13 protein-coding genes are annotated in these 14,585 nt (G+C 67.2%); 8 read left to right on the top strand and 5 right to left on the bottom strand.

The features are described from left to right. The first annotated feature begins 5 nt into the window (after window positions 1–5). From Q0071_RS16850 to Q0071_RS16840, 3 genes are read left to right on the top strand one after another with little or no spacing between them, the layout of a single operon-like run. A complete protein-coding gene (locus Q0071_RS16850; RefSeq protein WP_298172372.1) occupies window positions 6–305 on the top strand; it encodes a type II toxin-antitoxin system prevent-host-death family antitoxin in 300 nt (99 codons plus the stop codon). Continuing rightward, the gene (locus Q0071_RS16845) at window positions 302–688 is read left to right on the top strand and encodes a type II toxin-antitoxin system VapC family toxin (protein WP_298172118.1); all 387 of its coding nucleotides are present in this window, start codon (window positions 302–304) and stop codon (window positions 686–688) included. Before Q0071_RS16850 ends, Q0071_RS16845 begins: the two co-directional genes overlap by 4 nt. Window positions 689–717: 29 nt before the next feature. Beyond that, window positions 718–1,212 carry a hypothetical protein gene (locus tag Q0071_RS16840; RefSeq protein WP_298172115.1) on the top strand — a complete coding sequence of 165 codons (495 nt, stop codon included), beginning with the start codon at window positions 718–720 and terminating at the stop codon, window positions 1,210–1,212. Between the two features lie 6 nt (window positions 1,213–1,218). On the opposite strand, the gene Q0071_RS16835 is transcribed toward Q0071_RS16840, so the two are convergent. Then, window positions 1,219–3,219 carry an alkyl sulfatase dimerization domain-containing protein gene (locus Q0071_RS16835; protein WP_298172113.1) on the bottom strand — a complete coding sequence of 667 codons (2,001 nt, stop codon included), beginning with the start codon at window positions 3,217–3,219 and terminating at the stop codon, window positions 1,219–1,221. Between the two features lie 203 nt (window positions 3,220–3,422). On the opposite strand from Q0071_RS16835, the gene Q0071_RS16830 reads away from it, so the two are divergent. Beyond that, window positions 3,423–5,159 carry a DEAD/DEAH box helicase gene (locus tag Q0071_RS16830; RefSeq protein WP_298172110.1) on the top strand — a complete coding sequence of 579 codons (1,737 nt, stop codon included), beginning with the start codon at window positions 3,423–3,425 and terminating at the stop codon, window positions 5,157–5,159. Window positions 5,160–5,229: 70 nt separating this feature from the next. Here Q0071_RS16830 and Q0071_RS16825 read toward each other — a convergent pair whose 3' ends face one another. Then, window positions 5,230–5,778 carry a hypothetical protein gene (locus tag Q0071_RS16825; protein ID WP_298172107.1) on the bottom strand — a complete coding sequence of 183 codons (549 nt, stop codon included), beginning with the start codon at window positions 5,776–5,778 and terminating at the stop codon, window positions 5,230–5,232. A gap of 187 nt (window positions 5,779–5,965) precedes the next feature. On the opposite strand from Q0071_RS16825, the gene Q0071_RS16820 reads away from it, so the two are divergent. The 3 genes from Q0071_RS16820 (at window position 5,966) to Q0071_RS16810 (ending at window position 9,920) form a co-directional block, all read left to right on the top strand. Continuing rightward, window positions 5,966–6,379 carry a hypothetical protein gene (locus tag Q0071_RS16820; protein ID WP_298172105.1) on the top strand — a complete coding sequence of 138 codons (414 nt, stop codon included), beginning with the start codon at window positions 5,966–5,968 and terminating at the stop codon, window positions 6,377–6,379. Window positions 6,380–6,471: 92 nt separating this feature from the next. Continuing rightward, on the top strand, window positions 6,472–8,541 hold the full coding sequence (locus Q0071_RS16815) for a TonB-dependent receptor (RefSeq protein ID WP_298172102.1): 2,070 nt from the start codon (window positions 6,472–6,474) through the stop codon (window positions 8,539–8,541). Window positions 8,542–8,555: 14 nt separating this feature from the next. Beyond that, window positions 8,556–9,920 (top strand): PepSY domain-containing protein, encoded by a 1,365-nt coding sequence (locus tag Q0071_RS16810; RefSeq protein ID WP_298172099.1) that lies wholly within the window; start codon window positions 8,556–8,558, stop codon window positions 9,918–9,920. Here the strand turns inward: Q0071_RS16810 and Q0071_RS16805 are convergent. Further along, window positions 9,917–10,645, bottom strand: coding sequence for a tRNA (guanine(46)-N(7))-methyltransferase TrmB (locus tag Q0071_RS16805; protein WP_298172096.1), 729 nt, complete (start codon window positions 10,643–10,645; stop codon window positions 9,917–9,919). The two genes, Q0071_RS16810 and Q0071_RS16805, sit on opposite strands and share 4 nt — an antisense overlap. A 55-nt stretch (window positions 10,646–10,700) precedes the next feature. Continuing rightward, window positions 10,701–13,043 (bottom strand): TonB-dependent receptor, encoded by a 2,343-nt coding sequence (locus tag Q0071_RS16800; RefSeq protein WP_298172093.1) that lies wholly within the window; start codon window positions 13,041–13,043, stop codon window positions 10,701–10,703. A 94-nt stretch (window positions 13,044–13,137) separates the two neighbouring features. On the opposite strand from Q0071_RS16800, the gene Q0071_RS16795 reads away from it, so the two are divergent. Continuing rightward, window positions 13,138–13,983: a helix-turn-helix transcriptional regulator gene (locus Q0071_RS16795; RefSeq protein WP_298172091.1), complete on the top strand. Its 846-nt coding sequence runs from the start codon at window positions 13,138–13,140 to the stop codon at window positions 13,981–13,983. 80 nt (window positions 13,984–14,063) lie between these two features. Here Q0071_RS16795 and Q0071_RS16790 read toward each other — a convergent pair. Next, a partial coding sequence (locus Q0071_RS16790) for a response regulator transcription factor (protein ID WP_298172088.1) occupies window positions 14,064–14,585 on the bottom strand: 522 nt, incomplete at its 5' end.

The raw sequence follows: 14,585 nt of genomic DNA, 5'->3' as shown, positions 1-14,585 counted from the left end.
TGATCGTGCTGCCAGACTGGACTAAGTTCATCTGGCTAAGTCCGGAGTCAGCCGTGCATACCGTCAATATCCACGAAGCCAAAACCCAGCTCTCCAAGCTCGTGGCGCGCGCTGCTGCTGGCGAGGACATCATCGTCGCAAAAGGCGGCAAGCCCACCGCGCGGCTCGGCCCGCTCGAGGAAGCGCCGAAAAAGCGCAAACTGGGCTGGCTACAAGGCCAGATCGATGCGCCGAACGATATCAAGACGCCGTTCAAGGACGACATCGAAGCCATGTTCGGCGATCGGCCCGACAAGTTCACATGAAGCTGCTACTCGATACCCACTTGCTCATCTGGACCGCTGCTGCACCGGACAAGCTGAGCAAGAAGGCGCGCAAACTGATCGAGGACCGGGACAACGAGATCGCCTTCAGCGCCGTGAGCATCTGGGAAATCGCAATCAAGTACGCGCTCCAGCGGCCGGACTTCAATGTCGATCCCCACCTCGTGCGGCGTGGCTGCCTCGACAACGCCATGACAGAACTCGCGATGACGAGCGCGCATGCTATTACCACTGCCTCGCTTCCGCCGATCCACAAGGACCCGTTCGATCGCTTGCTCATCGCCCAGGCGATGGCAGAAGGCGTCACGCTGCTCACGGCGGACGAGGCCATCGCGCGGTATCGCGGGCCGATCAGGCTGGTCTGAGCTGGCAAATCGCTTTACGCTCGCAGGCGATGCTCCCCACGTCCTTCCGCTCCAGGCTCCGCGCGTTTCGCGACATGCGCGGCGAGCCGCCCGAACCGGGCTTCATTGCCGATCTCGAATTCCTCGAGAACCGCGATCTCGATCTCTCGGTGCGGCTGGGCGCGATGCTCGGGTTCAACGCGCTGATGATCACCATCGGCACCCACCCGATCTCGGCCAGCCCCGGCGCACCGCTTTCGGTCGACGCGGCCACCCAGCCACTGCTGGTGCTCGCCAGCCTGATTGGTATCGCGCCGCTGATCGTCTCCTGCGCACTCGCCTTGCGCGCCATGCTGCTGGGCGAGGAATTCGATGCCGAAGGTCTGGAAGGCGATGCCGCGCTGCGCCAGCGCCTGTTCGCCAGCTTCGTTCACTCCATAGACGCGCAGGCCCGGCACTTGCGCCTTGCTATCCGCTGGACCATCGCCGGCGGCGCGCTCACGCTGGCGGTGTGGGCCGCCATACTCATCGAAAAGATGGTCTGATACCCCTCACGGTTCGGCGATATTGAACGCCCCCGGCATCGGATCGAGCGCCGCCAGCCACGCTTCCACCGCCGCGCGGTCGCCCTCCACTTTGAGCCCCGCCATTTCCAGCTGCGCCAGCGGCATTTTCAGGAACAGCAGCCCCAGCAGCAGGCGGCGCGGGGCTGTCAGCGTCGCGGTGGCTCCCGGCGCTGCGCCAATGCGCGCCAGCATCGCAGTGCCGGTCAATTCCACGCCCGCCGTCTCGCCGCGCTCGGGCATTACGAGGTTGATCGCAGTGTGCCGCCCCGCAAGCTTCGCCGGATCGATCCGTGTCGCCACCGAATCGAGCAGGAGCTGCGTCGGTACCGCCGCGATCATGTCCTGGCTCTGGCTTGATGTGGCAGAGGCAATCCGCCCGTTGCGCAGCTCGCTCGCGGCGGCAAGGAACTGGTTGCGCCAGATCGCGCTCTCCGCCTGATAGCCCTGCTGTTCATAGCTGTCTGCCAGCAAGGCGCGCGCGGCCTTGTTGGCGGGATCGGCGAACACCGCAGCGCTGAGCAGTTCGGACGACCAGCGGTAATCCCCGGCCTTCATCGCCGCCCGCGCTTGCGCGGTCACTTTGGCCGGCCCGCCGATTGCCGAAACCAGCCGCTTGGCGTGCTCGGCCGCGGGCCATGGGTTCAGGTTCGCGGGCACCGCATCGTACCAGCCAAGATAGAACTGATAGACCGCCTTCGAATTGTGGCTGTAGGTCCCGTAGTAGCCATGGTTGAACCAGTCCGCCGCGAGGCTGGCGGGCTGCACCAAAGCTTCCGCAATCTCCGCCGGAGTCTCGCCCCGGTTCATCAGCCGCAGGGTCTGATCGTGCAGCACGCGGTAGTTGTCGCGCTGGCTCGCCAGCATCCGGCTCACTTCCGCCTGCCCGAAGCGCGGCCAGCAATGGCTCGAGATCACCGCATCGCTGCGAGGACCGTAAAGCCGCAGCGCCTCATCCAGATAGCCTGCCCAAGCCCGCGTATCGCGCACCTTGGCCCCGCGCGGGGTGAGGATATTGTGCAGCGAACAGGTGCTCATCTCGGCCGAAAGCAGCACTTTCGGCCCAGGAAGATAGACGTTGAGCTCGCTCGGCGCCTCGCTTCCCGAAACGATCTGGAACTCCATCGCCACGCCGTCGACCACCCGCGTCTCGCCGGTCTTGCTGATGGAATCAGTGGGCGCAACCAGCGTGATCGTGCCGGAGGATACGCCGAGGCCAATGCCGCTCCCCATCTGCCCCTGCGCGCCGGGCACAAGCCCACCGCCGAACTGATACTGCGCGCGCCGCCCCATGGCAGAGCCGGCAAGGATGTTCTCGCTCGCCGCTTCCTCGATGAAATGCGCAGGCGCGATGACCTGCACCTTGCCCACAGCCACATCCGGCTCCGCAATAACCCCGCGCACGCCGCCGAAGTGGTCAGCGTGGCTGTGACTGTAGATCACCGCCGAAACCGGCCGAGCGCCCAATTGCGCGTTGACCAGTGCCAAGGCTGCTGCCGCCGTCTCTTTCGTGGTCAGCGGATCGACCAGTATCCAACCGGTCGCGCCCCGGATCACGGTCATGTTCGAAACGTCGAACCCGCGCACCTGCCACACCCCGTCCGCCACCGCGTAGAGGCCGTGCTTCCTGAGCAAGCCCACCTCGCGCCACAGCGAAGGGTTCACGCTGGCGGGCGCGGGGCCCGAAACCCAGTCATAGGCGGCCATGTTCCACACCGGCTTGCCCGCAGCGTCGCGGATCACCGGATCACCGGCGCTCGCCAGAAAACCTTGCGCGGCAAAGGCAGGATCGCGCCCGTCTTCCTGCGGCAAGGCGGCCGCCACCGCCTGATGCGCCGCCAGCGTCGCCGCGCTTGCAGGCTTGGGCGCGAGCACCGGATCGGCAGGCCCGTTGGCGGCCCCATTGACGGGCTGTGCGGCCAGCGCCAATGTCGGCAAGGCGGCCACCGCCGTTAAAGCCAGCCGCATCGCGCGCACGCGAAAATCCATCGCCATCCCCTCCTGTCGTTTTTATGACGCCAGCTTGTCCGCTCGCGTTGCGGCTGACAAGAGGGGGCAAATTCCGGCCCCCTGCAATCAACACAAGCCAAACCGCTCCGATTGGTCTATGGGGCGCGCATCTTCCGGCGTGGAGGCGGTGCGTTCTGGCCGCCAACGCATGTCCGGGCACACGTCCTTCCCCCGAAAGCCCTATGCCCTTTTCCAAACTCCCCCCCGCCCTCGGCGCCGCCGTGGCAGCACGCGGCTATGCCGCACCCACGCCGGTGCAGGCCGCCGTCCTCGAAGCCGAAGCCGAGGGGCGTGACCTTGTCGTCTCCGCGCAGACCGGCTCGGGCAAAACCGTCGCATTCGGTCTCGCCATGGCCGCGCAGCTGCTCGCCGGTGAAGACCGCATGGGCCCCGCCGGCGCGCCGCTGGCGCTGGTGATTGCCCCCACCCGCGAACTCGCGCTGCAAGTCAGCCGCGAGCTGGAGTGGCTCTACGAACAGACCGGCGCGCGCATCGCCACCTGCGTCGGCGGCATGGACGCCTCGCGCGAACGCCGCGCGCTGGGTTATGGCACGCACATCGTCGTCGGCACCCCGGGCCGCCTGCGCGATCACCTTGAACGCGGCGCGCTGCAACTCTCCGCGCTGCGCGTTGCCGTGCTCGACGAAGCCGATGAAATGCTCGACATGGGCTTTCGCGAAGACCTCGAGGCAATCCTTGACGCGACGCCGCAGGAACGCCGCACGATGCTGTTTTCAGCAACGATGCCCGCGCCCATCGTCGCGCTCGCCCGCCGTTACCAGCACAATGCACTGCGCATTTCCACGGTCACCGAGGAACGCGGCCACGGCGATATCGATTATCAGGCGATGGCCGTCGCCCCCGCCGATATCGAGAACGCGGTCGTCAACCTGCTGCGCTTCCACGAAGCGGAAACCGCGATGCTGTTCTGCGCCACGCGCGACAATGTCCGCCGCCTCCACGCCAGCCTGACCGAGCGCGGCTTTGCGGTCGTCGCGCTTTCGGGCGAGCATAGCCAGAGCGAGCGCAACCATGCGCTGCAGGCCCTGCGTGATCGCCGCGCGCGCGTTTGTGTTGCCACCGATGTCGCCGCACGCGGGATCGATCTGCCGTCCTTGAGCCTCGTCGTCCATGTCGAGATTCCGCGCGATGCCGAAACGCTGCAGCACCGCTCGGGCCGCACCGGGCGCGCGGGCAAGAAGGGCACCGCCGTGCTGATCGTGCCCTATCCGCGCCGCAAGCGGGTGGAAGCCATGCTGCGCGGCGCGCGCATTCCGGCGCAGTGGGTGCCAGCGCCTTCCGCCGCCGATATCCGCGCGGCCGATAATGACCGGATGATGGCCGCGCTCCTCGCGCCTGTCGAGGCGAGCGAAGAAGACCGTGCGCTTGCGACCCGGCTCCTCGCCGAACGCAGCGCCGAAGATATCGCCGCCGCGCTCGTGCAGGTTCACCGCGCCCGCCTGCCCGAGCCCGAGGACATGATGAGCGGCAATGATGCCGGCCCGCCAGCGCAGCGCGAGCCGCGCCCGGGATTCGAGCAGAGCACCTGGATGCGGCTCAACTTCGGGCGCGACCAGAACGCTGATCCGCGCTGGATCCTACCGCTGCTCTGTCGCCGCGGCCATGTCAGCCGCAGCGAGATCGGCGCGATCCGTATCACTGCGCAGGAAACGCTGTTCGAAGTGCCGACCGCGATCGCCGCCCGCTTCATGGACGCCGTGCGCCGCACCGCCGAGGAAGCCGACGAGTTCGAGATCGGGCCGATGGACGGTGCCCCGCGCGAGGAAGCCCGCAAGCATCGCCGCGAAGGCAAGCCGAACCACGCGCCCAAGCCCTATCGCCAGGCCGGCCGCCCCGAAGCGCCGAAGAAGCCGCACCGCAAGGGCACATGGCGCGCGAAGCCCGACCGGGCGAAGTAACAGCGAAGAGGCAGACAACTAACTTCGTCATTGCAAACGTAGTGATGCAATGACGAAGGGACGGTCAGCCTCAGGCGGCTTCTTCCATTTCGACATAGTCCGGGAAGAACCGCGGCGCGCACATCGACCAGGCAGGCGCGGTCGCGGCAGCTTCGCTGATCGACTGGAGCAGTTCCTTGCGGCGTTCCGGGCGGATGTGCGGCAGGGCGGCGGCGCCGCAGAACGCGCCTGGCAGCCAAGGACGCACTTCGGCGCCAAGCAGGCGTTCGTAGAGGAAGCGATAGGCAGAGAAGCATTCGATCCGGCCCTGCGCCAGATCGAACGTGGTGACACGCAGCAGCGGGCCCATCACGGTTTCAAGGTCCTCGAGGCCAGCGCCCTCGCCGGTTTCGAGCTCGTTTTTCAGCAGGCTGCGCAGCAGCTTGAGGTCTTGATAGATCACGTACTGGGTGCGGATCGAGGCCGCTTCGGCAGGTCCGCGTGCCCAACGCCGGAAGGCGTCATGGCGGGCGAGGCCGACATCGAGGCTGCGCCGGATATAACGCTGCTCGCACGGCGAAAATCCGGCAAACTCCCGCATTTCGGTCAGAATGGTCTGCGCTGTCTTCGTCGTGGCCATGAGCCCCTCGCTTCGCTTTTCCCGCCGGACAATCCCGTTCCCGTCCGGTGTATGGGCAGATGGTAAGCTTGCTCGGTTAGGAAGAGATTAATTGGTTAATGCGCTACGTGCCGGGTGATTCCGGGCAATACTTTTCAAGACATGGCAGGGTGACAGCCGACTGCCCCGGCGCTAGGGCCTCCCGGCAATGACCGTTTTGCGCGCCCTCGTCCTGCGTCACCACCTGCTGGCCATGGTGCTGGTCGGGGCGGCGCTGTGCCTGCGCATGGTCATGCCGGCAGGCGTCATGGTCGCGCCCGAGGCGAAGGTCCTGACAATCCGCATTTGCGTGGACAGTCTCGATCACGATGCGATCGCACAAGTTGCCGTTCCGATGAAGGGGACGGCGGGCAAGAGCGGCAGTTCGGGAGGCAGTTCGGGCAAGGGCGAATGCGCGTTCTCCTCGCTGTCGATGGCCGCAACGGGCGGTGCCGATGGGATCCTGCTGGCGCTCGCGCTCGCCTTCATCCTCACGCTGGGCTTTGCGCCCACACCCGCCCCGCGCCGCCGGCGGCTTGCCCGCCTGCGCCCCCCATTGCGCGGACCGCCGCTCTCCCTCTGACGGAACAGACCGCCCGGCCCTCCTGCGCGCCGGGCACCCTTTCCCGATGAACCGCGCGCGCCACGGCGCGCCGGTGCGGAGCATGATTTCCCATGAAGACGTCACTCATTGCCCTTGCCGCCATCATGGCGGTGGCCACTCCTGCGCGCGCCGAAGAGGCCGCAGCCCCCGAAAGCACCGACAACCGCGACATCATCGTCACCGGCACCAAGCTTTCCGGCGATTTCGGCGCCAAGTCCGGCATACCCATCGCGCGGCTGCCGCAATCGATCCAGATCATCACCGCCGAGGATATCATAGAGCGCGGCGCGCGTTCGGTCGGCGATCTCCTGCGCACCGTGCCCAGCGCCAACCCCGGCTTCTCGCGCGTCGGCCCGTATCAGTCCTTCAGCCTCAAGGTGCGCGGCTTTCTAGCCGACCAGATGCGCAACGGCATCCGCCAGCGCTACTACGAGGACGTCGATGCCTCTGCGCTCTCGAACATCGAGCGGGTCGAAGTACTCAAGGGCCCCTCGGGCGTGCTCTACGGCCAATCGGCAGTGGGCGGCATCGTCAGCGTGGTGACGCGCCAGCCGGAAGAGCGGCAGTTCGGCAGCTTCGCGCTGACGGCGGGGCAGTTCGACCAGAAAATGCTGACCTTCGACATGAACACCGGCCTCGCTCCCGGCCTTGCGGTGCGTGTGACGGGCGAAGTCGAACGTTCGGGCACGTTCGTCGATTTTCAGGATCTCAATCGCAAGAACGTGGCGCTGAACTTGCGCTACGCGCCGTCAGACAGCGTGACCGCGCATCTCGTCGCCGAATATGTCGAGCGCGATACGCGGCGCAATCCGGGCTTGCCGTTGGCGGGCACGGTCAAGGATGGAGTTCCGGCACTGCGGCGCGGGCTCTACCTTGGCGAACCGGCGGTCGATACGCTCACCGCAGATGCACCGCTGGTGCAGACCTGGGTCGATGTGCGGCTCGCCGATGGCTGGACGGTCACACCGCGGCTGCAATACCAGGAATTCAACAGCGCGTTCACGCAGATCCGCCTGCGCGCGCCCGATGCAGCAAACCCGGCGCTCATCAACCGCAACGGCCGCCGTGGGCGCGAGGATGACAGTTACACCATCGCACAGCTCGATCTGGCGGGCCGCTTGGTGACGGGCCCGTTCACCCACAAGCTGCTGATGGGCTATGAATACGACCACGAACGCAGCCGCTTCACCCAGTACAACCTTACCAACGTAACCCCGATCAACGTGCTGGCGCCTGTCTATGGCTTCAGCAGCACGGCCCCTGCCGGCACCTTCGCCTTCGATGGGTTCTATAATATCGACGGCCATGCGCTCTATGCGCAGGACCAGATCGATATCACCCCGCGCTGGAATGTGATCGGGGCGGCGCGGCATAGCTGGATCGACGCGCGCGACGGCGACTATGGCGGAGCGACCAACAACCGCGCGAAGACGAGCACGACGATCTGGCAGCTGGGATCGACCTACCGCGTGACGGACGCCGTCTCGCTCTACGCCGGATACAACACCGGCTTCGACGTGGAGAACACCGCGGGGGCGCGCACCCGCACCGGGACGCCGCTCCAGCCCGAACGCTCGAACCAGGCCGAAGCGGGGTTGAGGGTGCGCACGGGCACGCTGCGCGCGAGCCTCGCGGTGTTCCAGATCAAGCGCGTCAATGCGGTCACCGCCGATCCGGTCGATCCCGATTTCAGCGTCAACGCGGGCGAACAGCGTGTGCGCGGGATCGAGTTCGAGGGCGAATGGCAGCCGGTGAGCTGGTGGGAGCTGAGTGCAGGCTATGCGCTGATGGACGGCAAGGTCACCCGCAGCAATGATGGCATCGCGGGCAAGCGGATCGGCGACCTGCCGCGCCACAGCCTGACCGCGCGGACCAGCATTGCGGTGCCGGGCACGCCGCTCACCCTGCGCGGCGGGGTCAACCATGTGACGAGCCGCGCGCTGGTTGACGGGAGCGATACCACGCTGCCCGCCTATACGCTGGCGGATATCGGGGTGGGCCTGTCGCTCAAGCCTTTCCGCATCGATGCCACGCTGAGCAACCTGCTGGACGAGCGGTACTTCACCGCATCGGGCAACGGATTCGCGGTCTATCCCGGCGATCCGCGTACGCTGAGCGTGCGCGTGTCGGTCGGCTTCTGAAGGAGGTGCGGTCCATGGCAAACGCAGATGAACCTGTCCGCCCGCATGGCTACCGCGCGGTGTGGCGCTGGCATTTCTACGCCGCGCTGTGGACTGCACCGCTGCTGATCGTGCTGACCTTGAGCGGCGCGATCTACCTGTTCGACCGCGAGATCGACGCGTGGTGGAACCGCAGCGTGCAGACGCTTGCGCCTGCACCCGGCCTCGCCGCGCTGCCGCTCGAACGGCAGGAGGCAATCGTGAAGGCAGCGCATCCGGGCGCGACGGTGTTGCGGGTGCGTCTGCCCTTCACGGCGGACGAGGCGACGATCTGGACGGTGCGGCAGGCGGAGGGCTCCGCGCAGGACGTGTTCCTCGATGCAGGGCGCGGCCGCATCACCGGCACGGCGGACCCGGCGCTCCAGCCGACCAATCTGGTGCGCAAGGTGCATGGCACTTTCTTCGCCGGGGAAATCGGCAGCCATGTGGTCGAAATCGTGGCCTGCTGGACACTGGTGATGATGGCGACAGGCGTGTGGCTGTGGTGGCCGCGCAAGTGGAAGGTGCGGGGCGTGTTTGTCCCGCGCCTCTCCGCTGGCGGCCGCCGGAGATGGCGCGATCTTCATGCCATACCCTCCATCTTCCTTGCAGGGTTCGTGATCCTGCTGGTGCTGACGGGGCTGCCGTGGTCCGCATTCTGGGGCGCGCAGTTCGCAAAGCTGGGTGAAGTCGTGCCCTTCATCGCGCCCTCGCCCAACTTCCACGCACCGCCCGAGGCGGACGGCCGGCCCGCCGCCGATCCGCATGCCATGCACAAGATGATGGCCATGCCCCCTGCCGATCCGAAGCTGCCGTGGACGATCCGCCACAGCGCCATGCCGCAAGGTTCGGGCAGCGGCCCCATCGGCATCGCGCGCGTGGAGGCGCTGCTCCCCCTGCTCGACCGCGCCCACTTCGGCGAAGGCGTGCGGATCATCTACCCGCAGGGGCCCAAGGGCGTGTTCACCGTGTCCTACGTGCCCGACAAGGCCGAGGGGCAGCGCACGCTCTACATGGACCCCGGCACCGGGCGCGTGCTGGGCAATGTGGCGTGGGCGGATTACAGCCCGGTCGCCAAGGCGGTCGAATGGGGCGTGATGACGCACATGGGGCGGCAGTATGGCCTCGCCAACCAGCTCGCCAATCTGGCGGTGTGCCTGATGCTCGTCGGCAGCGTCTCGGCAGGCCTTGTGCTTTGGTGGCGTCGCCGTCCGCAAGGCGAACTCGGCGCACCGACGTTGCAGCCGGGGGATCGCATGCCGGTCGGCGTCAAGGTGCTGCTGGCGGTGCTGGCCGTGCTGTTTCCGCTGGTCGGGGCGACGATGCTGCCCGCGCTCGCGTGGGGCCGTTTGCGCCGTTAGCGGCGGCGGTAGCGGAAGTACCAGACCTCGTGCCCCTGCGCGCGGGCCTTGGCCTCGTAGCGGGTCTCGGGCCAGCCGCCGGGGCGGGTCTGGAAATCCGCGGCCTTCTGCGCGAGCCATTCGAACTGGTCGGTGTGGCCGCGCATGATCATCAAGGCATGGCGCAGATAGACCGGGTGATCGGTGCCGAAACGGAATTCGCCGTCCGGCTTCAGCTTGCGCGCGATGAGGTCCACCGGCCCGTCGTTCATCATCCGGCGCTTGGCGTGGCGCGCCTTGGGCCAGGGATCGGGGTGGAGCAGATAGACGAACGACAGCGCGCCATCGGGCACGCGCGCCAGCACTTCCAGCGCATCGCCGTGGTGGATGCGCACGTTGCGGATCGGCATGCCGGTGGCGCTGCCATCAGACCCGCGCCCGCCATCGACGTGGACCAGCGCCTGCGCCACGCCGTTGAGGAAAGGCTCGGCACCGATGAAACCATGATCGGGCAGCATGTCCGCCCGCCCCGCCATATGCTCGCCGCCGCCGAAGCCGATCTCGAAATGCAGCGGGCGCGCGTCGCCGAACAACGCCTCCGCCGTGACCGGCCCTTCATCAGGCACCGCGATCTGCGGCAGCAGCGTATCGATCAGGGCCTGCTGACCTGCACGCAGAGGCTTGCCCTTGGCGCGGCCATAGAGACGGTTGATGGTGAGCGGATCGCCCGGCTTGTGCGCGGTCATGGTGCGCGCCTGTGGCAGCGAGGCCCCAAATGGTCAATGCGCATGATCGGGCCGCTCAGAACCCGCGCCTGATCCCGATCGTCCAGCGGCGCGGCGCGCCCGGGCCAAGGAAGCGCGGCGAGGAAGCCCCCGGCGCTTCGGCGAGTGGAACCGAGCCGATCTCGCCAAAGGTGCCGAACGTGGCGTGCGCGCGGTCAAACAGGTTGCGCACTTCACCGAACAGCACGACATCGCGCAAGAGTTCGATCCCGGCGCGCACATCCACCAGTACATAGCCCGGCACCAGCGGGGCGCGGTTCGCTTCGTCGCCCAGCAAGACCTGCCCGGACCGCGCTGACAGCGTACCGCCAAGGCTGAAACGCCGCCACGACCCCGCCTTGCCGGCCCCCATCTTCCCGGCATAGTCCAGATTGAGATTGGCGCTGTGGCGCGGCACGCCGGGCAGCCGATCGCCGGGCCGCACCGTGATCGCGCCGTCCGCTTCCGCATCCGGATTGCCGTGGCTGGCGATCCGCACCAGCGAGCGGTTGGTGGCATCAGTGAAGGCATAAGTCGCGCCTACCCTGAACCCGCCGCGCTGTGCCGTCAGCGAGAGCTCGACGCCCTGCCGCCGCGCGTCGCCAAGGTTCTGGAAATAGGCCCGGCCGCGCACGCCCGAGGCGATGCGGCGGATCTCGTCGCGGCTGTCCGCGCGGTAGACCGAGGCGAGCCACGTCAGCCGCCAACCGCCCGCCGCACCCTTGCCCGATGCGCCCAGCTCCCACGTCCGCGCCACGACTTGCCGCAGGGGCGGATCGGCGACGAAGAAGTTGGCGAGGCTGCATGGCGCTTCGGGATCGGCACAGGAAAGCTCCGCCGGGGTGGGCGCGCGGTTCGTCTCGGCATAGCCAGCACGCAGCGAGAGGCCGGGGGCAGCGTCCCAGTCGAGCTCGACCCCCGGGTTCAGCCGGGTGAAGAAATGCCGCCCATCGAGCGCCGTTCCCAGCTGGTCGTCCAGCTGGATCGCCGCGTAGTTGTAGCGCAGTCCCGCTTCGAGCCGCAGGTTCGGTCCAAGTGGCAGCGTCTCCGCCGCGAAGAACCCGGCGTAGAGATTGCGGGTCACGACCGAGACCGGCGCAATCGCGTTATCATCCTGTGCGATTACCGGGCCAGCGGCCTGCACACCGCGTGTCTCATCAAGCGTGCCGAGCGCAGTCGTCGCGGCAAAGGCGCTGCGCCCGTAATCAAGGCTGGTGCCAAGCGTCAGCACGTTGCTGCCCCCCAGCAATGGCCGCCGGTCGGTGATCTGCGCAAGCAGGCCAAATGCGCGCGAGTGCAGCTCGCCGCGATTGAGCACGGCATAAGTGGGATCGCCCGCCAGCGCACCGATCGGACGGCCCAGCCGATCGGTGAGCACTTCGGCCTCCTCCTCACCCTCGTTCTCGATTTCGAGGCAGAGCAGACCCGGTTCATCCTCGCAGGGTTCGATATCGGCGGCATCGCCATTAAGCGCACGGCTGGTCTGCCACTGCGCATAGACGGCCGCCTGCAGCCGCGTGGTGGGCGCGAGATCGGCCCAGGGGTGGAGGCTGACGCGGGTGAAGCGGTTCTCGGTGCGGTCGGGATGCGTGAACACCGCCGCGCGCCGCACGGCGAGCAGATCCTCGGGCGAGGCGCCATTGCCGCTGAGGCCGGTGCTTGCCACGATCAGCTTGGCGTGGAGCCCGGCAGCCACGCCATCATAGCCGAGATCGGCATAGCCACTGGCCAGGCGCGAGCTGCTGAAATCGCGCCAACCCTTCTCGCCGCGCGATTGCACGGCGGCAAACACACTCCACCGGCCCGCTGCGCCGCCCGCTGCGAGGCTTGCGTCATGCGCACCATAAGCGCCGAGCGAGGCGCTGCCAGTCACGCCGGGCGCACTGCGCCCGGTCGCGGTTTCGAGCACCAGCGCTCCGCCGAGCGCATTAAGGCCGTAGACCGGGCTCGAATCGACCAATTCGACGTCACGCAGCGCCGCATCGGGCAGGAGATCGAGCGACACGGTATCGCCGAACGGCAGGTTGAACCGGGCACCGTCGAGGTATGCCGCCAGACCCTGCGACTGGCCCTGCGCGCCCGAGGCGGTCTGACCGCGATAGACCAGCACCGGCTGCCAGGGATTGCCCTGCGCATCCTGCAAGGTGACACCGGGCAGCTGGCGCGTGAGCGCGCCGATGAGATCGGGGCGTCCGCTGCGGGCCAGATCTTCGCGCGAAAGGCCCAGCGCGTCGTCGCTGTCCACCCCGGCACCGGGCGCGGTAACGAGGATGGACTGCTCCGCTGCTTCCTGCGCGCGCGCGGCATCCGGCAAGCCCCACGCCAGCAGGCCAGCAACAGCGGAACATCCGGCAAGGTATGCGGTGAGCGACCCTCTCATCAAGGAGGCCTGGTATTCGCTCCCGGCGCGCCAGACAAGAAATTTGGGATGGACGCCCGGCAGGGCATGTGGTCACTCAAAGGCCATGTCGGCCATGGAACGTCTGACCGGTGCCCCCGCGCGTGGGCCGGGTTCGCTTGCGGAGAAGCTGAGCGCGCGCGAGCTAGAAGTGCTGCGGCTGCTGGCCGAGGGGCACACGATCAAATCGATCGCCGTCAAGCTCGACCGGACCGAAGCCTCGATCAACGAACGGCTACGCGATGCCCGCCGCAAAACCGGGGTGGGCAGCAGCCGCGAACTGGCGCGGCAGCTGGGTGCCCAGAAAATCTGGGACAGAAATCCTGATCTGGCAATGACATCCGCCGGGGCGGAGGGATCGGTCCAGCCCGCAAGCCGCGGGCTGTCAGGACCGAAAGGAAAGATTGCCATGCTCATCGCCATGCCACTCATCGCCGCAGGGTCGCTGCTCATGGCAGCGGACGCACCGTTCAACGCGGCCCGTCCGCAGGCTGCCCCGGCGGCCGCAGGCGCCGCGCACATCTCGCCGCTGGTCGGCCGCTGGGCGCTTGATGTGGCCAGCGTGCCCGCCGAGGAACGGCCGCGCAGCGTCACCATCAGTTTCAACGTGGCACCAGATCAGCGCTGGACCACGGCGGTCGAGATCGTGAACCCCGATGGCGGCACGCTGCATGCCGAATCCACTGCCGCGCTCGACGCCGCACCCGTACCGGTGACCGGCAACATGGGCTTCATCGACAGCGGCTCGCTGCGCCAGCCTGCGCCGGGAACACTGGTGATGACGCTGGGCAAGGACGGCGCACCGGTTTCGACGCGGGTCTATACCGTATCGCGTGATCGTCGCTCGATGACCGAGACGATCATCTGGGCCGGTACGGCCATGCCCAAGCTGGAAACCAATACCTTCCACCGGATCGGCTGAGCCCCCAAACGCAAGCGGCCCGCCATTGCTGACGGGCCGCTGCGCACGGGAGGTCGATCACCGGGGGGATTTTGGGCCGATCAGGCCGCTTCGACTTCCAGCTTTTCATCCGGATCGCGCAGCACATAGCCGCGGCCCCAGACGGTTTCGATGTAGTTTTCACCATCGCAGGCATGGGCAAGCTTCTTGCGCAGCTTGCAGATGAACACGTCGATGATCTTGAGTTCCGGCTCGTCCATCCCGCCATAGAGATGATTGAGGAACATTTCCTTGGTCAGCGTGGTGCCCTTGCGCAGCGAAAGCAGCTCAAGCATCGCGTATTCCTTGCCCGTCAGGTGGACGCGGGCGCTGTCGACCTCGACCGTCTTGGCATCGAGATTGACCGAAAGCTTGCCAGTGCGGATGACCGACTGCGAGTGGCCCTTCGAGCGGCGCACCACGGCGTGGATGCGGGCGATGAGTTCTTCGCGGTGGAATGGCTTGGTGACATAATCGTCGGCACCGAAGCCGAAGCTGCGGACCTTGGAGTCCATCTCGGCAATGCCGGAGAGGATCAGCACCGGCGTCTGCACCTTGGCGACGCGCAGCTTCTTGAGCACGTC

It is taken from the genome of Novosphingobium sp., from assembly GCF_027486195.1.
In the GTDB taxonomy this organism is placed as follows: Bacteria; Pseudomonadota; Alphaproteobacteria; order Sphingomonadales; family Sphingomonadaceae; genus Novosphingobium.
The sequence above is the reverse complement of the archived record's forward strand: the minus strand, read 5'-3'. Positions and strand labels throughout refer to the sequence as shown.